This is a genomic window from Pseudomonas sp. F9001 (genome assembly GCF_013385435.1).
In the GTDB taxonomy this organism is placed as follows: domain Bacteria; phylum Pseudomonadota; class Gammaproteobacteria; order Pseudomonadales; family Pseudomonadaceae; genus Aquipseudomonas.
Map to the genome: position 1 here is coordinate 90,501 of NZ_JACAPX010000024.1, position 22,330 is coordinate 112,830.

The window sequence follows — 22,330 nt, forward strand, 5'->3', positions numbered from 1 at the left end:
GCGCTATGAAGAACAACTAATCTCCAAATGCTTCCCCCAATCCGGCGGCCGCTGGGCGTATTGTTCCATCCCCGGCTGCTCTTCAAACGGTTTGGTCAGCACTTCATGCAGCCGGCGCACTTCGCTGTAATCCCCAAGCTCCGCCGCCTGGATGGCGTTCTGCGCCAAATAGTTGCGCAGGATATAAAGCGGATTCACCCCATGCATCCGCTCACGTCGCTGTTCTTCTGTGCCGCTGGCGTCGCGCTCCACGCGCGCCTTGTACAGATCCGCCCACCCATCAAACCCCTTGAGGTCGACAAAGTCGTCGCGCAACCGCGCCACGGCCAATGCGGCGGATTCATCCCCCAGCCGGCGGAAGAACAGGGTGTAGTCGACGCCGCTGTTCTGCATCAGTTGCAGCAGGCGCTCCACCAGTTTCTGATCGTCATCTTCGGCGGTGGTGAGGCCCAGTCGGCGGCGCATCAGGTCCAGGTAGTGGGCCTGGAACAACGGCAGATACAGCCCCAGCGTTTCCCGCAGCGCCTCGACGCTGATAAACGGCGTCAACGCCTGGGCCAGTGCGCTCAGGTTCCACTGCCCGATCGGCACCTGGTTGCTGAAGGAATAACGCCCTTCATGGTCGGAGTGGTTGCAGACGAACTGCGCGTCGAAATCGTCCAAAAATGCAAACGGCCCGAAGTCGAAGGTGATGCCGAGGATCGACATGTTGTCGGTGTTCATCACTCCATGGCAGAACCCATAGGCCTGCCACTTGGCGATCAACTCGGCATTACGCTCGACGATTTCGCGGAACATCGCCAGGTACGGCTCGGGCTGTTCCATGCATTCCGGGAAGTGCAGGGACAGCACGTGCTCCGCCAATTGCTTCTGCAATTCAGGCTTCTTGGTGTAGTAGAAATATTCGAAATGCCCAAAGCGCACGTGGCTGTGGGCCAGGCGCAGCACCATGGCGGCGCGCTCCTGTTTCTCGCGCCACACCGGCGTGGTGGAACCGATCACACACAGCGCACGACTGCTGGGAATGCCCAGCGCATGCAGTGCTTCCGACGCCAGAAACTCCCGGATCGACGAGCGCAACACCGCACGACCATCGCCCATGCGCGAGTACGGGGTTTGCCCGGCACCCTTGAGGTGCAGGTCCCAATGCTCGCCGGCCTGGTTGTACACCTCGCCCAGCAACAATCCGCGGCCATCCCCCAGTTGCGGGTTGTACGAGCCAAACTGATGCCCGGAATAGATCATCGCCCGCGGCTCGGCCTCGGCCCACAGCTTGTGCCCGCCGAACAGCTCGGCAAACACCGGCGTTTCGGCCACGCCAGGGTCGAGATCCAGCAGCGCCATGGCTGCCTCGCTCGCCACCACTAAACGCGGTTCGTCGATGGGCTCGGGCAGCACATGGGTTGAGAAACCGTCGCCCAGGCGGGCGAAGCGGTTGTCGAAGGTCAGTTCGTCGAGGGCTTTCAACGGCCATCTCCTGAGCAGAATGTCCGACCATTCTGCTGGGGATAGCGCGTTTAGTCGAGTTTGGCGGGCGGCGGCTCGGGCAGGTCCTGGTCCTGGGCGGGCGGCAAGATGGTCCGGTTTTCTTCTTCCACCGGCACCAGCTTGTATTCCTGGCCATGCAGGTTCTTCAGGTAAACCTCCATCTGCCGGAACGAGATGTTGATGTGGTGGTTCTTGAACTCGCGGTTGATGAAGCGGTTGACCTCATCGATCACCGGGTTGCGGTCGCCCAGGTCCCGTACATGCATGCGCAGTTCGTGATCGAGGGTGCTTTCACCGAAGTTGAGGAAGTACACGTGGGGCGCCGGGTCCTTCAGCACGCGTGGGTTTTCGGCGGCGGCCTTGAGCAGCAATTCCTTCACCAGGTCCAGGTCCGAGCCGTAGTCCACGCCCAGTTTCAGGGTGACCCGGGTGATGGTGTCGGTCAGCGACCAGTTGATCAGTTGCCCGGTGATGAACGTCTTGTTCGGGACAATGATGTCCTTGCGGTCGAAGTCGGTGATGGTGGTGGCACGGATGCGGATCTTGCTCACCGTGCCCGACAGGTTGCCGATGGTGATGGTGTCGCCGATCCGTACCGGGCGCTCGAACAGGATCATGATGCCGGAGATGAAGTTGGCGAAGATTTCCTGCATCCCGAACCCCAACCCCACCGACAGCGCGGCCACCAGCCATTGCAACTTGTCCCAGCTCACGCCGAGGGTCGACAGGGTGGAGACAAACCCGACGCCGGCAATCACATAGGACAGCAAGGTGGTGGTGGCGTAGGCGCTGCCCTGGGCCAGGTCGAGCTTGGACAGCACCAACACTTCCAGGAGGCCGGGCAGGTTGCGCGCCAGGGCGAAGGTGATGCCGATGATGATCAGGGCGCCGAGCAAGTCGCCGATGCTGATGGGCACCATGCTGATATTGGCGCCGGTGCCGCTGGTGTATTCGTAGAGGGTGACGTTGTCCAGGTAGGAAAACACCGAGATCAAGTCGGACCACACCCAGTACAACGCAGCGATAAAGCCGCCCAGCAGCGCCAGGCGAATCAGTCGCATCGACTGTTCGTTGACCTGTTCGATGTCCAGGGTCGGCTCTTCGATCACTGCTTCACCCTCACCGGCTTCCTTGGCGGCCTGGCGTTTGGCCAGGGCCCGCGCATAGGCCAGGCGCCGTGCCGCAACGCCCAGGCCACGTACGAAGGTGGCTTCGATCACCAGCCAGAACATCAGCAGGTACAAGGTGTTGATCAGCCGGTCGCTGAGCTTGAGGGCGGTGTAGTAGTAGCCAAAGCATACGGCGATAAACAGCGCCACCGGCAGTGCCGTAAACACCAGGCCCACGGCCTTGCGAAACAGCGAGGCTTTTTCATGAGTCGGGCTGTTGAGCAGCAGGCGCCCGAGCAGCCACGCCATCAGTGCGTAGCAGGTCAGTACCACGCCGATGCCCAGCACATCGTCGGCCAGCGCTGCCGGCTGATGCTCGGCGATGGCCACCACGGCCACCAACGCCAGTACCACGAGCCCGAGCTTGCGTACCCAGCCCTGGAGGAATTCGACCTGGGGTTTTTCCCAGCGGAAGTGCAACTCGGCGACGCCGCCGGGCGCGAGGATCCGATACGCGGTGTAGAACACCAGCCACGCCTGGGCGATCTGCAGCAGGGCGGCGCCGAGGTTGGCGTTTTGCCCGCGGGCGTCGATCTGCAGCGCATAGCCGCAGAGTGCCAGGCCCAGGGCCACCGGCATCGCCAGCGCGATATTCACCAGGATCGCCACCGGCGTGTGCCACTGGCTGTCGCGTTTGAAGTGGCCGATGTCCATATGGATTTTTTTCAGCCGGGCATACAGGTAGCTGCGACGCCACAGCAGCGCGCCGATCAACAACAGCAGGGGCAGGAACAGCAGCGGGCGCTGGGTCAGGCCGTCATACAGCTCGCTGACGCTGGAGGCCCACGGCAGGGTATTGACCTGTTTGCTCAGGTGCGCCGGTACGGTTTCCAGCCATTCGGTATCCAGCGGCTTGTTGCTGGGAATCCAGAACATCTGTTCGTCGAGGGTCGCCCGCAAGGTGGTGGCGGTGCTCAGCAGTTGTTTCTGGTTCAGTTGCAGGGTGATGGATTCGTTGAGCAGTGCGCTCAGTTCCCGGCTCAAGCGCTCCAGCAGGTCGCTGCGGGTGATCGCCAGTTCCAGCAGGGTGCGCCGCAGTTGTGGCGTCACCTGGTCGGCCGGCTGGTTGGCCAGCAAGCTGTCGACGTAGGTGCTCGGGGTGCTGATCAGTTCGCGCTGTTGATTGACCTCGAACTGGTACAGGCGAATGTTGGCGATGTCATCTGCCAGGTCGCGGTCTACGGTCAGGCGCGGGAGGGCCTGCTTCTGTTTGTAGAGGATCTTGGACAGCAGCAGGCTGCCCTTGAGCACGTTGATCTGCTCGTCCAGCGCCGAGTCGCTTTGGGTCACGCTGTCCAGTTGCTGCTTGGTTTGCAGGTTTTTCTGGGTCAGCTCGTTGAGCCGGTCAGTGCTTTTGAGCAGGTAGTCGGACAGTTTCAGGTTGGCCGCGCTTTCCGTGGCGAGCAGGCTGCTGCCACCGGCCTTCTGGGCTTCGATGGACTGCTGGGTCACGGTTTCCTGGGACTGGGCCAGGCGTTTCTGGTTGATCAGGGTTTGCAGGTCCTGGATTTCCTGCTCCAGGCGCGCGGTCTTTTCCAGCACCAGGTCGTGCTGGCTGTTGCCCAGGTCTTGCAGTTGGCTGTTGCCGGCCAGTTCCTGGCGGCGCAGGGGAATCAGGGCGTTGAGGGCGGCCAACTCGGCATTCAGCTGGTTGCGCTGGTCGCCGCTGAGGGTCTTGCCGTTGTCCTTGCCTGCCTTGAGAGTCGCGTTGATCTGCTGGATACGTGTCTGGCTGCTGCTGATTTCGGTCTGGGCGCGCTCGGGACGGGTCTGGGCCGCGATGGTCAGGCTGTTGGCGTCGGCCAGTTCCTTTTGCAGGTCGCCTTGCTGGGTGGTGCGCTGCACCAGTAGTTGTTCAAGTTGCGGCACGGGCAAGGTGGCGTAGCGCTGGGCGACCGGAATCACCTTGGTGGCCTTGAGGCGGGTCAGTTCGCGCTGGTTGTCGACGGTCTGGCGCGGCGCGTCTTCGAGCTGGCGCTTGAGGTCCACCAGGCGCTGCTGGTAGTCCTGCTGGTTGCCCAGGAAGGTGAGCGTTTGCTGCAGGATGCTTTGCAGCGCCTTCATGTCGGCGTCGGGCAGTTTGCGGTCCGGCAGCTTGTCCAGGGTTTGCTGGACGGAATCGATGCTGGGCGGGTCGGCCGCGTGTACGGTGCCGACGCAGAGAGTCAGGCCCAGCAGGGCAGTGGCGAGAAAAGTGCGCAGGGTTGTCATAGAGACCGGTCGAGCAAGGTGAAAAATAGGGGGCGTCCCGACATCGACTGGCGCGCCGTCGCCCCGCAGTTTAGAGGAAGAGTCCGGGGCCCGGGCGACTTCCTTCGGGGAATCTGACGCCGACTTTGCCGATCTTGTTCCCGTCCATAACCGCGACGGTCCAGATGGTGTTGTTCCACTCCACCTGGTCGCCGACGACCGGCGCGCCGCCGACTTTCTGGGTGATGAAGCGGCTCAGTGGCATATCCGGGTCGATGCCCTCGAGCTTGAGCCCGTACAGGGCCGAAACCGCGCCCAGCTGGGCGTCGCCTTCCAGGACGAAGTCACCGAAGAAGCGCAGGTCGAGGCCCCGTTGTGGTGCCTGGCTGAACAGTTTGCCGAGGGCCGGCAAGTTGTGTTCATGGCCGATTACGCACAGCAGATCGTCGACTTCGAGCACCGTACTACCCGACGGATGGAGCAGTTGCTGGCCACGAAACAGCGCGGCGATCCGCGTGCCTTCGGGCATTTTCAGCTCCCGCAGGGCGGCGCCGATGCACCATTTTTCGGCGCCCAGGCGGTAGACGAACAGCTCCCACTCGCTGGTGACGTGCACTTCCAGGGCCGCCCGGGAAATTGGCGCCGGCTCTGGCGGTACCGTCACTTTCAACAGTTTGGCGACCCACGGCAGGCTCGTACCCTGCACCAGCAAAGACACCAGCACGATAAAGAACGCCAGGTTGAAGTACAGCTGCGCGTGGGGCAGGCCGGCCATCAGCGGGAACACCGCCAGAATGATCGGTACCGCACCGCGCAGGCCGACCCAGGCGATAAAGGCTTTCTCTCGGCCATGGAAGGCCTTGAACGGCAAGAGGCCGACGATCACCGACAGTGGCCGTGCGAAGAGAATCATCCACAGCGCCAGGCCCAGGGCCGGCAGCGCGATGGGCAGCAAATCATGGGGCGTGACCAGCAGGCCCAGCACCAGGAACATGCCGATCTGCGCGAGCCAGGCCATGCCGTCGAGCATATGCAAAATGCCGTGTCGGCTGCGCACCGGACGGTTGCCGATCACCAGGCCGCACAGGTAAACGGCGAGGAAGCCGCTGCCGTGCAGGGCGTTGGTCAGGGCGAACACCACCAGGCCGCCGGAAATCACCAGGATCGGGTACAGGCCGTTGGCCAGGTTGATCCGGTTGACCATCTGCAGCATCAACCAGCCGCCGCCCAGGCCGATGATGCCGCCGATGCCGAACTCGCGGATCAGGTGGCCCAACAGGCTCCAGTGCAGGCCGGTCTGGCCGCTGGCGAGCATGTCGATCAGGGTGACGGTGAGGAACACCGCCATCGGGTCGTTGCTGCCGGATTCGATTTCCAGGCTGGCGGTGACCCGTTCGTTCAGGCCTTTGCCGCCCAGCAGCGAGAACACCGCTGCGGCGTCCGTGGAGCCGACGATGGCGCCGATCAGCAGGCCTTGAATGATGTTGAGGTTGAACAGCCAGGCGGCTGCCATGCCGGTGAGGCCGGTGGTGATCAGCACCCCGACCGTCGCCAGGGACAACGCAGGCCAGAGGGCTACACGGAAACTGGCTACCCGCGTTCGCAGTCCGCCGTCGAGCAGGATCACGGCCAGGGCGAGGTTGCCCACGAGGTAGGCAGTCGGGTAGTTATCGAAGATGATGCCGCCGCCGTCGACGCCGGCGATCATGCCCACGGCCAGGATGATTACCAGGATCGGAATCCCCAGGCGGGACGAAAGAGAACTCACCAGAATGCTCGCACCTACCAGCAACGCGCCGATCAAGAACAGGCTGTTGATGGTCGTCGCATTCAAAGGCAGTACTCCATGAGCAGGAAAGACGAGGCGCAAACTGACCATGCAGTCTGCGTGCCAGCGATTCTAACCTGTTGAATTGCTGTGCTGTCAAAAAGGTTTTGAATGGCTGGCGCATATTCAATGTGGGAGCGGGCTTGCTCGCGAAAGCGGTGTGTCAGTCGCCTTATGCGTAGCTGATCCACCGCATTCGCGAGCAAGCCCGCTCCCACATTTTTAGCCCTGCGGTATCCGTTAAAGCCTGAACCGCCCCACCATCCCGTTCAAATCCACCGCCAACCGCGACAGCTCACTGCTCGCCGCACTGGTCTGGCTGGCGCCGGTTGCCGACTGCACCGACAAGTCACGAATATTCACCAGGTTGCGATCCACTTCCCGCGCCACCTGCGCCTGCTCTTCAGCGGCACTGGCGATCACCAGGTTGCGCTCGTTGATTTCAACGATGGCAGTGTTGATGGTGTCCAGCGACATCCCCGCACCCTTGGCGATGTTCAACGTCGATTCCGCCCGCTCGGTGCTGTTGCGCATAGAATCCACTGCATGCTCGGTACCGGCCTGAATGCTGCCGATCATCCGCTCGATTTCGCTGGTGGACTGTTGGGTGCGATGGGCCAGGGCCCGCACCTCATCCGCCACCACCGCAAAACCACGCCCGGCTTCACCGGCACGCGCCGCTTCAATCGCGGCGTTCAGGGCCAGCAGGTTGGTCTGGTCAGCCAAGCCACGAATCACGTCCAGCACCTTGCCGATGTCCCGGGACTCTTCCGCCAGGTTGCCGATCAAGGTGGCAGTGGCTTGCACGTCGCTGCTCATGCGTTCAATGGCGCTGACGGTTTCCTGCACCAAATCACGTCCATCGCCCGCAGACGACGTGGCGTTCTTCGAGGCTTCGGAAGTGCTGACCGCGTTGCGGGCCACTTCTTCAACCGCGCTGGTCATCTCGTTCACCGCCGTGGCGGCCTGTTCGATTTCGTTGTTTTGCTGGGTCAGGCCACGGGCGCTTTCGTCGGTCACGGCATTCAGCTCTTCCGCGGCGGAGGCCAATTGGGTGGCCGAGCCGGAAATGCGCTGCAAGGTGTCCTTCAATTTGTCCTGCATCTTGGCCATTGCCAACAGTAGTCGGCCGGCTTCGTCGTGGCCTTCCACCTTGATCGGGCGCGTCAGGTTGCCTTCGGCGATTTCCTCGGCGGCATCCAGGGCCTGGGCGATCGGCTGGGTAATGCTGCGGGTCAGCAGCCAGGCGAACAGCATGGTCAATGCAGTGGCCAGGATCAGCAGGATCACCACCAGCTCAAACGCCAGGTCGTACTGGTCGGCAGCTTGCTGGTTGGTGGCCAGCGCCATCTTGTTGTTGATGTCCAGCAGGCGGTTCAGTACGGCGTTCACCTGATCCGAGTTGTTCAGCAGCTCGGTATTCAGCAGCGTGCGCAGCTCTTCCACCTGATTGGCCCGTGACAGGCTCTTCATGCGCTCTTCAATCTGATGGTACTGGGCCAGCAGACGCACGTATTCATCGTAGGCAGCACGTTCTTCGCTGCTGTCGATCAACTTCTCGTAGACCGCCTGGGCCGTACGAATCTGCTGATTGCGCACGTCAAAAGACTCAAGGGTCTTTTGCTGGACGTCAGGCTCGCGGTTGGTCAGCAGGCGATACGACAGCACCCGCAGGCGCAGGGTCAGTTGAGTGAACTCGTCCAGGGCGCGAATGCTCGGCACGCTGCTAAGGGTGATGTCTTCCGTCGCCGCACGGATCTTGCTCATCTGGTTCAGGGCGAACACACCGAGAAACAACATCAGCGCGCCAATCAACGCGAAGCCGAGAAAGGCCCGCGGCGCGATATTCATATTACGAAGAGACATGTTGTGATCCTGGGGAGAAGCGCGATCCATGCGGGGTTTGAGCGGGGTGTCCATGACCTATCGGTCATACGACTAAAGTCTTGAGGGGGTGCGCGCTTTTGTCGCAGATCGGGGCGGGCCGACGGGATTCAGGAACCAGATGCCATAAATGCAGTCACTAAGGCTCGAAAGCGTGGCCTGCCCTGTAAAATCAAGGCCCCGCGCCAGGGATAACCCTGGCATCCGAGGTGAATTTTCTTTATCGTCACCGCCCTTTGAAAAAGCCCGAGAAATCAAAATGTTAGAAGCATCCCTCAGCCAATTGGAACAACTGGTCAGCGACCTGGTACAGCAGAACCAGGATCTACTGGGCACCAACGAATCCCTCAAGGCCGAACTGGCTCGCGCCAAGGATGAAAACGACAGCTTGCAGCTGAACCTGATGGAACAGGAAGAAAAGCAGGGCGCCACCGCTGCCCGTATCCAGGCGTTGGTTGAGCGTGTGAGCGCAGGTCCTGTCAGCGCATGAATGAAGGGATAAAGGTCGTTTCGATTCTCGGTGAGGATTACTCGATCAAGGCACCGGAGGGGGAAGACAACACCCTGATGAGCGCCGTGACGATGCTCAAGGCATCCCTGGCCACCACCAAGAAAAAGTACCCGACGTTGATCGGTGACAAGCTATTGGTGCTGGCGGCGCTGAACCTGTGCGCCGAGCAGATCGAAATGCAAAAGCACCATCAGCAGGAACTCGACCGTTACCAAGAGCAAGTCAGCGCCACGGTCGAGGTGATTTCCAAGGCAATCGGAACGCCTTAGAACCACTCATCCTGCATCCCCAGGCACGTGTCATCGCGTGCCTCGAGAATCGCCAGTTCATGATGGCAGCCCGGTATTTCCCACGTCAGGAAGTACCGGGCGGCCTGGAGCTTGCCCTTATAGAAGGCGACATCGGCAGCATTGCCCCTGGCCAGCCCTTCCTCGGCGCGAATCGCCTGTTCCAGCCAGCGCCAGCCAATCACCGTATGCCCGAACACTTTCAGGTACAGCGCCGAATTCGCCAGGCTGCTGTTGACCTTGCCTTGGGCGAGATCCGTCAACAGGCCGAGGGTGACCTCTTGCAGGCGCGCCACCAGTTGTTCCAGCGGTTCCCGCAAGGCGGTCAGTGACGGGTATTCCTGTGCTCGTGCGCCCGTCTCGGCGATCAGGCGGATCAGTTGCTTCAAGCCCGCACCGCCGTTCTGCGCCAGCTTGCGCCCGAGCAAGTCCAGCGACTGAATGCCGTGGGTGCCTTCATGGATCGGGTTCAGGCGGTTGTCGCGGTAGTACTGTTCCACCGGGTATTCGCGGGTGTAACCATGGCCGCCAAGAATCTGGATCGCCAGTTCGTTGGCCTTCAGGCAAAACTCCGATGGCCAGGATTTGACGATCGGCGTCAGCAGGTCCAGCAGTTCGTGGGCCTGTTTGCGCGCAGCTTCGGTTTCCAGGGTGGTGGTGTCGTCGAACAGGCGCGCGGCGTACAAGCCAAGGTCGAAGGCGCCTTCCACGTAGGCTTTTTGGGTCAACAGCATGCGTTTGATATCAGCGTGCTGGATGATCGACACCGGCGCGGTGTTGGGATCCTTGCTGTCGGGCAAGCGGCCTTGGGGACGTTCACGGGCATATTCCAGGGAATACAGGTAGCCGGCGTAACCCAGCATCACCGCGCCCATGCCCACGCCGATCCGCGCTTCGTTCATCATCTGGAACATGCAACTCAGGCCCTGATGCGGCTGGCCCACCAGGTAGCCGACGCACTCGCCGTTATCGCCGAAATTCAACGCGGTCGAGGTGGTGCCACGCCAGCCCATCTTGTGAAACAGCCCGGCCAGCAGCACATCGTTGCGCTTGCCCAGGCTGCCGTCCTCGTTGACCAGGAACTTGGGCACGATAAACAGCGAAATGCCCTTCACCCCGGCAGGTGCGTCCGGCAGCTTGGCCAGCACCATGTGCACGATGTTCTCCGATAGCGGGTGATCGCCGCCGGAGATGAAGATCTTGTTGCCCTTGAGGCGATAGCTGCCATCAGCCGCCGGCTCTGCGCGGGTACGAATATCCGACAGCGATGAGCCCGCATGGGGCTCGGTCAAGGCCATGGTGCCGAAGAAGCGGCCTTCGATCATTGGTTGCAGGAAGCGTTGTTTCTGCTCCTCGGTGCCGAAGCTCTCGATCAGGTTGGCGGCGCCCATGGTCAGAAACGGGTACGACGTGGAAGCCGCGTTGGCTGACTGGAAGTGTGCGAAACAGGCCTGGGACAGCAGGGTTGGCAATTGCATGCCGCCAGCGTCGAAGCTGCGGGCGGCGTTGAGAAAGCCGGCTTCAAGAAAGGCCTCCACCGCCGGTTTCACTTCAGGAATCAGAATCGCCTGACCGTTCTCGTAGCGGGGTTCGTTCTCGTCGCCCTTTCGGTTATGCGGGGCGAAGAACTTCTCGGCAATGCTGCGGGCGGTGCCGATGGCGGCGTCGAAGGTTTCACGGTTGTGTTCGGCAAACCGCTCGCGCTGGGTCAGGCCCTCGGCATCGAGGACTTCATACAGCTCGAAAGCCAGATTGCGGGAACTGAGCAGCGTCTCGGACATGGCGGCTTACCTGTGTGGGAATGGGCCTGAGTCTAAGTGCGCAAATAGAGGCTGGATAGCAAGATTGATCTGGGTGATGGAGGGGCAAAACGCGGCTCGAAGGTGGAACGCGGTCAATGTGGGAGCGGGCTTGCTCGCGAATGCGGTGGATCAGTCAGTACCTCCGGTGACTGACACTCCGCATTCGCGAGCAAGCCCGCTCCCACAGTTTTACCGCGTTTCTTCAGTTAGCCGATGGTCATCAGGCTGGCGTTGCCGCCCGCCGCAGCGGTGTTGACGCTCAACGCCCGCTCGATCACCAGACGCTCCAGGGCAATCCCGGTTTCGCCCGAAGACAAACCGTGAACCCCGACAATCGCCCCGCCACGCTTGGCCACTTGCTGGCAAACCCCGCGCAGTTGGTCGGAATCACCGTGATGCAGCACGGCATCAAACACGGTTTCATCCTTGGTCCAGTCAGCCACCCGCGCGATCTTCGCCTGAATATCCTTCGGCAAGCGTGCGAACACGGCCTTGGTCAATTCAGTTTCCGGCCATACCGCCGAGCCGCCGACTGCCAGCACGGCCGCCAGTTGCGTCAGCAGGTCGCCTTCCACTTCCGCCAGGCACAACACGTGCTCGCGGGGCAGGATGGCGTAGCTGTTGCGCTCGCCGGTCGGGCCGGCCAGTTGGCGGGTGATACCGCTTTGGGATTGCGCGGCGAACTGCACGCACAGGGCGCTCAAGTCGCTGAGCTTGCTGCTGTCGGCCCAGGCTTTCAGGGCGGTCAGCGGCTTGCTCATGGCATCCCGCAGGCGAACATCCGGTGCGGCCAGTGCATCACCACGGACGAAGGATTGCTCGATGGCGTCCGTAGGACGGGTCGACAGCAAACGGTACAGATACAGCGGGCCGCCAGCTTTCGGGCCAGTGCCTGACAAGCCTTCGCCACCGAACGGCTGCACACCGACCACGGCGCCCACGATGTTGCGGTTAACGTAGACGTTACCGGCATGGACGTTGTCAATCACCTTGGCGATGGTCTCGTCGATGCGGGTGTGCACGCCCAGGGTCAGGCCATAGCCGGAGGCATTGATCTGGCCGATAAGCTGGTCGATCTCTTTGCGCTTGTAGCGCACCACGTGCAGCACCGGGCCGAAGATCTCCCGTTGCAGTTCGTCGAAGCTTTCCAGTTCGATCAGGGTTGGCATCACGAAGGTGCCGCGCTTGATCTCTTCGCTATCGGCAATGGCGACCTGGTAAACGTTGCGGCCTTTGTCGCGCATGGCCTGGATATGTTTCTCGATGCCAGCCTTGGCTTCGGCGTCGATCACCGGGCCAATGTCCACCGACAGGCGCTCCGGGTTGCCGAGGCGGCATTCAGCCATGGCACCTTTAAGCATTTCGATGACGCGGTCAGCGGAATCTTCCTGCAAGCACAGTACGCGCAGGGCCGAGCAACGTTGGCCGGCACTGTCGAAGGCCGAGGACACTACGTCGATCACCACTTGTTCGGTGAGCGCCGAGGAGTCGACGATCATTGCGTTCTGGCCACCGGTTTCGGCGATCAGCGGAATCGGACGACCCTGTGCATCCAGACGGCCGGCGACACTGCGTTGCAGCAAGCGCGCAACCTCGGTGGAACCGGTGAACATCACGCCCTTGACGCGATCATCACCCACCAGGCGCGCACCGACGGTTTCGCCCTGGCCCGGCAGCAGTTGCAGCACGCCTTCCGGAATCCCGGCTTCCAGCAGCAGGCGCACGGCTTGTGCGGCCACCAGCGGTGTTTGCTCGGCAGGCTTGGCCAGTACCGGGTTGCCGGCGGCCAGTGCAGCGGCGACCTGGCCACTGAAGATCGCCAGCGGGAAGTTCCACGGGCTGATGCACACCACCGGACCCAGCGGGCGGTGAGCGTCGTTGGTGAAATCGTTGCGAGCCTGCACCGCGTAGTAACGCAGGAAGTCCACGGCTTCACGCACTTCGGCGATGGCGTTGGCGAAGGTCTTGCCGGCTTCGCGGGCCAGCAGGCCCATCAGCGGCTGGATCTCGCCTTCCATCAGGTCGGCGGCACGTTCCAGGATCGCGGCGCGTTCGGCGGGCGGGGTGGCCTGCCAGATTGGCGCAGCGTTCAGGGCGCACTGGATGGCGTTGTCGACGTCTTCGACAGTTGCTTCCTGTACGTGGCCGACCACGTCACGCAGATCTGACGGGTTCAACACCGGTGCAGCCGCTTCATTGCTGGAAGCGCAACCGAGCATCGGCGCGGATTTCCAGTTGTTATGCGCGGTAGCCAGCAAGGCGCAGGACAGCGACGCCAGGCGGTGTTCGTTGGCCAGGTCGATACCGGCGGAGTTGGCGCGCTCGGCACCATACAGGTCGCGGGGCAGAGGGATACGCGGGTGCGGCAGGCCGAAGCCGCCTTCCAGCGTCGCCATCTGCTCGATGCTGGCCACTGGATCGGCCACCAGCTCCTGGATCGAGATGGATTGGTCGGCAATACGGTTGACGAACGAGGTGTTGGCGCCGTTTTCCAGCAAGCGACGCACCAGGTAAGCCAGCAGTGTTTCGTGGGTGCCGACGGGTGCGTACACGCGGCACGGACGGTTCAGCTTGCCTTCGGAGACCTTGCCTACAACCTGCTCGTACAGAGGCTCGCCCATGCCGTGCAGGCATTGGAACTCGTACTGGCCGGGGTAATAGTTCTGACCGGCGATGTGGTAGATCGCCGACAGGGTGTGGGCGTTGTGGGTAGCGAACTGCGGGTAGATAACTTCCGGTACCGAAAGCAGTTTGCGTGCGCAGGCAATGTAGGAAACGTCGGTGTACACCTTGCGGGTGTACACCGGATAGCCTTCCAGGCCTTCGACCTGGGCGCGCTTGATTTCGCTGTCCCAGTACGCGCCTTTTACCAGGCGGATCATCAGGCGGTGGCGGCTGCGGCGTGCCAGGTCGATCACGTAGTCGATCACATACGGGCAACGCTTCTGGTAAGCCTGGATCACGAAACCGATGCCATTCCAGCCGGTCAGTTGCGGCTCGAAGCACAGGCGTTCCAGCAGGTCGAGGGACAGCTCCAGGCGGTCGGCTTCTTCGGCGTCGATGTTCAGGCCGATGTCGTACTGCTTGGCCAGCAGGGTCAGCGACAGCAGGCGCGGGTACAACTCGTCCATCACGCGCTCGTACTGCGCACGGCTGTAACGCGGGTGCAGGGCCGAAAGCTTGATGGAAATGCCCGGGCCTTCATAAATCCCGCGACCGTGGGACGCCTTGCCGATCGAGTGGATGGCTTGTTCGTACGAGGCCAGGTATTTCTGGGCGTCATGTTCGGTAAGTGCGGCTTCACCGAGCATGTCGTAGGAATAGCGGAAGCCCTTGGCTTCGAACTTGCTCGCATTGGCCAGGGCTTCGGCGATGGTTTCGCCGGTGACGAACTGCTCGCCCATCAGGCGCATGGCCATGTCGACGCCCTTGCGGATCATCGGCTCGCCGCTCTTGCCGATGATGCGGCTCAGGGACGAGGTCAGGCCGGCTTCGTTGTGGGTCGCGACCAGTTTGCCGGTCAGCAACAGGCCCCAGGTGGCGGCGTTGACGAACAGCGACGGGCTGTTGCCCAGGTGCGGGTGCCAGTTGCCGGTGCTGATCTTGTCGCGGATCAGTGCGTCGCGGGTGCCCTTGTCCGGGATGCGCAGCAGCGCTTCGGCGAGGCACATCAGCGCTACGCCTTCCTGGGACGACAGGGAAAATTCTTGCAGCAGGCCCTGGACGATGCCTGCACGGCCGCCGGCGCTTTTCTGATTGCGCAGTTTCTCGGCGATCGAAGAGGCGAGCTTGTTGGTGGCCTCGGCCATTGCCGCGGGCAAGCGAGCCTGCTCGATCAGCATCGGCACCACTTCCGGCTCCGGGCGACGGTAGGCGGCGGTGATCGAGGCGCGCAGTACCGATTGCGGCAGGATGCTTTCGGCAAATTCCAGGAAGCACTGGTGGGCGTGGTCGGTCTGGACCTCGCCGGCTTCTTCCGCGTCCTTGCTGCCCAGGCCGTTGAGCTCGGCCAGGGTTGCACCACCCTCGAGTTTCTCCAGGTAATTGAAAATCGCCTGCTTGATCAGCCAGTGCGGCGTGCGATCAATGGAGGTCGCGGCCGCCTTCAGGCGCTCGCGGGTCGGGTCGTCAAGTTTGACCCCAAGGGTGGTCGTAGCCATCTTTTTATCCTCATGGGTGCCACTACTGCGTGGCATCAGCTGGCGGCAAGATTAGCTTTGCGCCGAGAGAGGTGCAACCGGGTGCAACCCTTTTTATCCATGAAATTTTTGATGCTGATCGGGAAAAATTATCGCCGCAGCCGAATCGGCTGCGCCTTGGTGCATTTGCTTCTGACTTTGGCTGCTCTTGCTCCGAAAAGGAGCAAAAACACGGTGTTTTTCGCAAAATACATCAAGGTGCAACTTATTCTCAAGAAACTGGTTGCACCTTATTTGCTTTGTTGAATAGCATTCGCGCCCAAGGTGCAACCTCTTACTGACGGTTCATCGGCTGATGGCTTTCCTGGGGAAACGTCAGTCATAAATGCGCGGCGCCAGGCTTCGTCTATCCACTAGCAAAGTGGATGGCCGTCCGGACAGACCGCCGCTACATAAAAACAAAGCCAGGGCGTAACTCAATGAGCGTAAGTAATCCTACCCTGATCACATTTGTGATCTATATCGCTGCCATGGTGCTGATCGGCTTCATGGCCTATCGCTCCACCAACAACCTTTCCGACTACATCCTCGGCGGTCGCAGCCTCGGCAGCGTGGTTACCGCGCTTTCGGCCGGTGCCTCGGACATGAGCGGCTGGTTGCTGATGGGCTTGCCCGGCGCGATCTACATGTCTGGCCTGTCGGAAAGCTGGATCGCCATCGGCCTGATCGTCGGTGCCTACCTGAACTGGCTGTTTGTAGCCGGCCGCCTGCGGGTGCAGACCGAGCACAACGGCGACGCCCTGACCCTGCCGGATTACTTCTCCAGCCGTTTCGAAGATAAAAGCGGCCTGCTGCGAATCATCTCTGCGGTGGTGATCCTGGTGTTCTTCACCATCTACTGCGCTTCCGGCATCGTGGCTGGCGCCCGTCTGTTTGAAAGCACCTTCGGCATGTCCTACGAGACCGCGCTGTGGGCCGGTGCTGCCGCAACCATTGCCTACACCTTCGTCGGTGGTTTCCTGGCCGTGAGCTGGACCGACACCGTGCAAGCCACGCTGATGATCTTCGCCTTGTTGCTGACCCCGATCATCGTGCTGCTGGCCACCGGTGGCGTCGACACCACCTTCCTGGCGATCGAAGCGCAGAACCCTGACAACTTCAACATGCTGAAAAACACCACCTTCATCGGCATCATTTCGCTGATGGGCTGGGGCCTGGGTTACTTCGGCCAGCCGCACATCCTCGCGCGTTTCATGGCGGCGGATTCGGTGAAATCTATTGCCAACGCACGTCGCATCTCCATGACCTGGATGATCCTGTGCCTGGGCGGCACCGTGGCGGTGGGCTTCTTCGGTATCGCCTACTTCTCGGCGCACCCGGAAGTCGCCGGTCCCGTGACCGAGAACCACGAGCGTGTGTTCATCGAGCTGGCCAAGCTGCTCTTCAACCCATGGATTGCCGGTGTGCTGCTGTCGGCCATCCTGGCGGCGGTAATGAGCACCCTGAGCTGCCAGTTGCTGGTGTGCTCCAGTGCCCTCACCGAAGACTTCTACAAAACCTTCCTGCGTAAAAACGCCTCCCAGGTCGAGCTGGTATGGGTCGGTCGCGCCATGGTGCTGTTGGTGGCGCTGATTGCCATCGCCATGGCCGCCAACCCGGAAAACCGCGTACTGGGCCTGGTGAGCTACGCCTGGGCCGGTTTCGGTGCTGCGTTCGGTCCTGTGGTACTGATCTCCGTACTGTGGAAAGGCATGACGCGTAATGGCGCATTGGCCGGCATCCTGGTGGGTGCGATCACCGTGATCGTGTGGAAGCACTTCAGCCTGTTTGGCCTGTACGAAATCATCCCGGGCTTCATCTTCGCCAGCCTGGCGATTTACTTTGTGAGCAAGCTGGGTGCTCCGACGGCTGGCATGCTTCAGCGGTTTGACGCAGCCGAGGCGGATTACAACCTCAACAAGTAATCGGCGGGGGCTTGAATGCCCGCTGAAGTGAAAACGGCCCGCATCTTTTGGATGACGGGCCGTTTTTTTTGCCTTCCAGATTTCGCAGTGTTGTTTTCACAGGTTCAGATGATCACTGAAGTAAACGGCCAATGTAAGCGCTCGCCTGGTGGCTGTGAGCGTTGAATGTGAGGCGGTTTTTATACTTTGGGAAAAGGGCTACAAACTACCGTCAGCTATCTGACAGTAGTTTGTGAAAGGGCATCCACCGATTTTGAATTCGTGGTTTTTCAGTCGTGGTCAGTGTCCGGCTGGTTGAGAAAAATCAGCACACCCAGGATCGCCATATAGAACTTGAACGCCGCTTCCTGGCCGTTCCACTGATGGGATTGCCACATCAGGAACCACTCGCCGCCGATCACCATAAAGCCGAAGAACCACACCACGAAACCCAGGGTCAGCCCGACGATTGCGCTTTTCTTGGCGCGATTGAAGTCGATACCTGTGGCACGACGAGCCCGCCACAAGGCCAGTGCTCCACGCGCCAGCAGCACGGCCGTCAGTGCTTCACCGGCGATGATCAGCCAATATGCACCGTGCCATAGCCATGGGGTGGTGATGGCGCGATACATCGCGGCGTTGCCGGGGAAGGTGGTGTCCATGCTCAGCACATGTTTGACGAAGGCAAAGTTGGAGCCGTAGTCGGTGATGTTGCTGAAGGCCACGAGTGTGGCGAAGGCTGCCAGGGCAAGGGTCAGGACGATTTTTGCGTAGCGGGTGGCCATGTTTTTTCCATTGTCATGGGGCGACGGGGGACGAATACGCTAGCACGCTGGTGGTAGGGCTTCGATGCCTGATACATGAAGATTAAAGCGCCTGCGATGTAGGGATTTACTGATTTGCCTGCAGCGCACTCAGCTCGGCAAACAGCTGGTGCAGAATCGGCCACCCACTACTCGCAGAGAAACACCGGATGTTCGCTCCTGCCAATCAAAGTGCCTTTAGCCTGACCCTCGACGGTGTGCCCAGTGATCTCAAGGTACGTGAGTTCACGGGCGATGAATTCATCAGCCTGCCCTATCGCTTTGACCTTGAACTGGTCAGCGAGCAACCCGACCTTGACCTGGAAAGCTTGATGCATCGCCAGGCGTTCCTGGGGTTTGATGCGCATGGCCATGGTATTCATGGCCAGGTCTATCGGGTGGCGCAAGGCGACTCGGGCAAGCGCCTGACGCGTTATCAGATCACGCTGGTTCCGCAGTTGGCTTATCTTGAGCACAGCGCTCACCAGCGGATTTTCCAGAACCGGACGGTGCCGCAGATCATTGCACTGGTGCTGGAAGGGCAGGGTATCCAGGCGGATGCCTTCTCGTTTCAACTGAGCGGGGTGTACCCCGAGCGTGAGTACTGCGTTCAGTTTGGCGAAACCGATCTGGCGTTCATCCAGCGCTTGTGCGCCGAGTCGGGCATTCACTACCACTTCCAGCACCACCCCGAGCGCCACCTTTTGGTGTTCGGCGATGACCAGAGCGTGTTCGCCCAGCCTGAGCAAGCCACTCAATACGCGGCGGGTTCGGGGATGGTTGCCGACACGCCGGTGATCAAGCGTTTTACCCTGCGGTTGAAGACCCGTACCAGCGATGTGAATCTGCGGGACTACGACTTCAGAAAGCCACGCCTGAGCTTGGAAAGCACGGTGTCCGGCGGCCAGCGTCCCATGCTGGAGGAACAGTGTTATCCCGGGAATTTTACGGATCGCGTTCATGGTAAATACCTGGCGCAACGTAGGTTGGAGCGCCATCGCGGTGACTTTCGCCAGGCCAGTGGCCATAGCGACCAGCCGTCCCTGGTCAGCGGGCAGTTCCTGAGGATGGAAGGGCATCCTCGCCAGGAATGGAATGATTTGTGGCTGGTCACCCAGGTGACGCATGCAGGGCGCCAGCCTCAGGTGCTGGAGGAGTCGGCCATCGACGCCTCAGGTGATGAATCGGCTCAGGGCTACAGCAATCACTTTGTCGTAACGCCATGGGAGGTGCCGTTTCGAACACCGCTGCTGGTATCGCGACCGCCGGTGTCTGGCTATCAAAACGCCGTGGTTACAGGGCCGGCAGGCAGCGAGATCCATTGTGACGAGTATGGCCGGGTCAAGGTGCAGATGGCCTGGGATCGCGCCGGGGAGCACGACGAACATTCCAGTTGCTGGCTGCGGGTGGCCAGTGGCTGGGCCCATGAGCACTACGGCTCGGTGTTGATCCCGCGGGTGGGCATGGAGGTGCTGGTGGGTTTCGTCGACGGCGACGCCGACACACCGCTGGTGGTCGGTTGCCTGGCCAATGCCGCCACGCCGGTGCCGCTGGACCTGCCAGCCGACAAGACCCGCAGCATCTTCCGTAGCCAGACCAGCCCCGGCGGCGGTGGCTACAACGAGCTGCGCATCGAGGACCGCAAGGGTGCCGAGGAAATCTACCTGCGCGCCCAGCGCAACTGGACCCAGCATGTACTGCACGACCAGCACGTGCAGGTCGACAACCAGCGCGATGTGATCGTCAAAGGCCTTGATCGTCACGAGCTTCAGGGCGAAGAACAGCGCACCACCCACGGCAACCGCCTGACCGAACTCAAGCAGGACGATCACCTGATGGTCGCGGGCTCCCAGCAGGTACGTGCCGGGTTGACCATTCACATCGGTGCCGGGCAAAACGTCGTTATTGATGCGGGTGCCAGCGTGACCCTCCAGGCCGGTGGGCAGTGGATCAACGTTTCGGCGGGCGGGATTTTCAGCAGCACGCAAATCCAGCTTGGCGGCGCCCCGGCACCGGCGGGAGCGCCGCTGACGCCGGGGCTGCAGGAAAAGTTGCTGGCGGTAATACCTGCACCGTTGAGTGCCGTCCAGGTGTTAAGCCTGAAGCGCAGCGCACCCTTTTGCGAAGAGTGCGAGCGCTGCAGGAATGGCGTGTGCAATACGCCCCTGCATCGCAATACATCACTGCCCGCGGGTGCGCCATGATTTCTCCCGGGCAGTGGCTTGAGGCTGCGCCGTTGCAGGCGGGCGAGCAGTTGTTTGCGGTGATGGGCAATGCCAGCGACTGCAAACCGCTCGATGCGTGGCGGCGTACCGACGGGCGTGCACTTAGCCCCATCTGGGCGGGCAGCGAGTATGCAGCGTGGGAGGAGGTCATGCCCTACGTCGCGGTGGTCGCCGTGGACAGCGCTTTTCTGAAATGGGCCGCCGAATGCGAAGGTATCGACTGGGGTTGGCTGGCGGTATCGTCCTGTTCCTTGCACACCGTCGTCGAGCATCTGCGCAGCCTGACCAAGGTACTGTTGCCGGAAGGGCCGGCGGTGTTCTTTCGCTTCTGGGACGGTGCTTATGTCCTGCCTGTGTTGCAGGCGCTGGGGCCACAGGCAAAGGAGTTGCTCCCGGTGTTCAGTCGCTACTGGATCAATGGTCGCCAGCATGAGGTAGCGGTTACGGCGGCGGGAGCGGCAAAGCCCGGCCCATGGTGGCAAGTGCCGCCGCATGTTCTCCAGCGCCTGGGTGAGCAATCGAGCGTTACGCAGGTGGACAACCTGTTGCAATGGCTGGAAGAACAGCGCCCGGACCTGTACAGCGCCTTTGTGCCGGCGACCTTGAAGCACAAGGTCGCCTACTTCGTGCGCCGGCCGGATGTCAGCCATCAGGCGCTGGCCGCCTGGCTGGCCTCAGAGCTGGGTTGAGGCCAGCGACTGCTGCAAGTCTTCGATCAGGTCCTCAATCGCCTCAATGCCGACAGACAGGCGAATCATCTCCGGCTTCACCCCGGCCTTCGCCTGCTCCTGTTCATTCATCTGGCGATGGGTGGTGGACGCCGGGTGGCAGGCCAGGGACTTGGCATCGCCAATGTTCACCAGGCGCTTGAAGATCTGCAGCGAATCGTAGAAACGCACGCCCGCCTCATAACCACCCTTCAGGCCGAAGGACAGAATCGCCGACGGTTTGCCCTGCATGTATTTCTGCGCCAGGTGGTGGTGGGGGTGATCCGGCAGGCCGGCGTAGCTGACCCACTCCACCAGTGCGTGGTCTTGCAGGAAGTGGGCAATCTTCAAGGCGTTTTCGGTGTGGCGCTCCATGCGCAGGGCCAGGGTTTCCAGGCCTTGCAGCAGCAGGAATGCATTCATCGGCGCCAGGGCCGCGCCGGTGTTGCGCAGCGGCACGGTACGGGCGCGGGCAATGAACGCCGCCGGGCCGAATTTTTCGGTGTAGACCACACCGTGATAGGCCGGCTCCGGCTGGTTGAGGCCGGGGAATTTCTCCGGGTACTGGGTCCAGGGAAAGGTGCCGCTGTCGACGATCACGCCACCCAGTGAGTTGCCGTGGCCGCCCACGTATTTGGTCACCGAATGCACGACGATGTCCGCGCCGAACTGGATCGGCTTGCACAGGATTGGCGTGGCCACGGTGTTGTCCACCATCAGCGGCACGCCACGGGCGTGGGCGACGTTGGCCAGGGCTTCGATATCGATGATATTGCCTGCCGGGTTGCCGATGCTCTCGCAGTACACCAGTTTGGTGTTGTCATCGATCAGCTCGGCGATGGCTTCGGCGCAGTCGTCACGGGCGAAGCGCACGTCAACGCCGAAGCTCGGCAGCAAGTGGGCGAACAGGGTGTAGGTGCCACCGTACAGCTGCGGGGTGGTGACGATGTTGTCACCGGCACGGGTCAGGGTCTGGATCGCGTAGTGGATCGCCGCGCTGCCGGCCGACACCGCCAGGGCCGCGATGCCGCCTTCCAGCGCCGCGATGCGTTGCTCCAGCACGTCGTTGGTGGGGTTCATGATGCGCGTGTAGATATTGCCGGGCACGTCGAGGTTGAACAGGTCGGCGCCGTGCTGGGCGTTATCGAATTCGAAAGCGACGTTCTGGTAGATCGGCACGGCGACGGCCTTGGTAGTCGGGTCCGACTTGAAGCCATGGTGCAAAGCGATGGTGGCGTCTTTCATGAGTTGTTATGACCTCCATGGATAATTGCTCGCCACAATAAATCCGCTTTCGCACCGCCAATTAGACTATTTTCGGCAGCGCCCCTGTGTTTGCGGCATAAGCGCCACC

General features: G+C 61.5%; 14 protein-coding genes. 6 read left to right on the forward strand and 8 right to left on the reverse strand.

Going from position 1 to position 22,330, the window contains the following annotated elements; translation table 11 throughout:
- Positions 1-3 precede the first annotated feature (3 nt).
- The 4 genes from selO to HX818_RS22145 all read right to left on the reverse strand — a co-directional run bounded on the left by selO (position 4) and on the right by HX818_RS22145 (position 8,541).
- On the reverse strand, positions 4-1,467 hold the full coding sequence (gene selO / locus HX818_RS22130) for a protein adenylyltransferase SelO (protein ID WP_177020744.1): 1,464 nt from the start codon (positions 1,465-1,467) through the stop codon (positions 4-6).
- Positions 1,468-1,517: 50 nt separating this feature from the next.
- The gene (mscK, locus tag HX818_RS22135) at positions 1,518-4,868 is read right to left on the reverse strand and encodes a mechanosensitive channel MscK (protein ID WP_008439184.1); all 3,351 of its coding nucleotides are present in this window, start codon (positions 4,866-4,868) and stop codon (positions 1,518-1,520) included.
- A 70-nt stretch (positions 4,869-4,938) separates the two neighbouring features.
- A complete protein-coding gene (locus HX818_RS22140; protein ID WP_008439183.1) occupies positions 4,939-6,681 on the reverse strand; it encodes a potassium/proton antiporter in 1,743 nt (580 codons plus the stop codon).
- Positions 6,682-6,915: 234 nt separating this feature from the next.
- On the reverse strand, positions 6,916-8,541 hold the full coding sequence (locus HX818_RS22145; protein WP_177020745.1) for a methyl-accepting chemotaxis protein: 1,626 nt from the start codon (positions 8,539-8,541) through the stop codon (positions 6,916-6,918).
- A gap of 277 nt (positions 8,542-8,818) precedes the next feature.
- On the opposite strand from HX818_RS22145, the gene HX818_RS22150 reads away from it, so the two are divergent.
- Together HX818_RS22150 and HX818_RS22155 are read left to right on the forward strand one after the other, a co-directional pair.
- A complete protein-coding gene (locus HX818_RS22150; RefSeq protein WP_003209413.1) occupies positions 8,819-9,049 on the forward strand; it encodes a hypothetical protein in 231 nt (76 codons plus the stop codon).
- Positions 9,046-9,339, forward strand: coding sequence for a cell division protein ZapA (locus tag HX818_RS22155; RefSeq protein WP_003209415.1), 294 nt, complete (start codon positions 9,046-9,048; stop codon positions 9,337-9,339). Before HX818_RS22150 ends, HX818_RS22155 begins: the two co-directional genes overlap by 4 nt.
- Here the strand turns inward: HX818_RS22155 and HX818_RS22160 are convergent.
- Both HX818_RS22160 and putA read right to left on the reverse strand, forming a co-directional pair.
- Complete coding sequence (locus tag HX818_RS22160) at positions 9,336-11,138, reverse strand: acyl-CoA dehydrogenase (protein WP_177020746.1); 1,803 nt, start codon at positions 11,136-11,138, stop codon at positions 9,336-9,338. The two genes, HX818_RS22155 and HX818_RS22160, sit on opposite strands and share 4 nt — an antisense overlap.
- A 227-nt stretch (positions 11,139-11,365) precedes the next feature.
- Entirely contained in the window at positions 11,366-15,319 is a 3,954-nt protein-coding gene (putA, locus tag HX818_RS22165) for a trifunctional transcriptional regulator/proline dehydrogenase/L-glutamate gamma-semialdehyde dehydrogenase (RefSeq protein WP_177020747.1), read from the reverse strand.
- 29 nt (positions 15,320-15,348) lie between these two features.
- Here putA and HX818_RS22170 point away from each other — a divergent pair, with 29 nt between their 5' ends.
- Both HX818_RS22170 and putP read left to right on the forward strand, forming a co-directional pair.
- Positions 15,349-15,639 (forward strand): hypothetical protein, encoded by a 291-nt coding sequence (locus HX818_RS22170; RefSeq protein WP_158213528.1) that lies wholly within the window; start codon positions 15,349-15,351, stop codon positions 15,637-15,639.
- 138 nt (positions 15,640-15,777) lie between these two features.
- On the forward strand, positions 15,778-17,262 hold the full coding sequence (gene putP / locus HX818_RS22175) for a sodium/proline symporter PutP (protein ID WP_003209422.1): 1,485 nt from the start codon (positions 15,778-15,780) through the stop codon (positions 17,260-17,262).
- A gap of 269 nt (positions 17,263-17,531) precedes the next feature.
- On the opposite strand, the gene HX818_RS22180 is transcribed toward putP, so the two are convergent.
- Positions 17,532-18,026: a DUF2165 family protein gene (locus HX818_RS22180; protein WP_008439179.1), complete on the reverse strand. Its 495-nt coding sequence runs from the start codon at positions 18,024-18,026 to the stop codon at positions 17,532-17,534.
- Positions 18,027-18,214: 188 nt separating this feature from the next.
- Here HX818_RS22180 and HX818_RS22185 point away from each other — a divergent pair, with 188 nt between their 5' ends.
- Together HX818_RS22185 and HX818_RS22190 are read left to right on the forward strand one after the other, a co-directional pair.
- Positions 18,215-20,248: a type VI secretion system tip protein VgrG gene (locus HX818_RS22185; RefSeq protein WP_177020748.1), complete on the forward strand. Its 2,034-nt coding sequence runs from the start codon at positions 18,215-18,217 to the stop codon at positions 20,246-20,248.
- Positions 20,245-20,958, forward strand: a complete 714-nt coding sequence (locus HX818_RS22190) for a DUF4123 domain-containing protein (protein ID WP_177020749.1) — start codon at positions 20,245-20,247, stop codon at positions 20,956-20,958. Before HX818_RS22185 ends, HX818_RS22190 begins: the two co-directional genes overlap by 4 nt.
- On the opposite strand, the gene HX818_RS22195 is transcribed toward HX818_RS22190, so the two are convergent.
- Positions 20,944-22,221: an O-acetylhomoserine aminocarboxypropyltransferase/cysteine synthase family protein gene (locus tag HX818_RS22195; RefSeq protein ID WP_008439168.1), complete on the reverse strand. Its 1,278-nt coding sequence runs from the start codon at positions 22,219-22,221 to the stop codon at positions 20,944-20,946. The two genes, HX818_RS22190 and HX818_RS22195, sit on opposite strands and share 15 nt — an antisense overlap.
- Positions 22,222-22,330 lie beyond the last annotated feature (109 nt).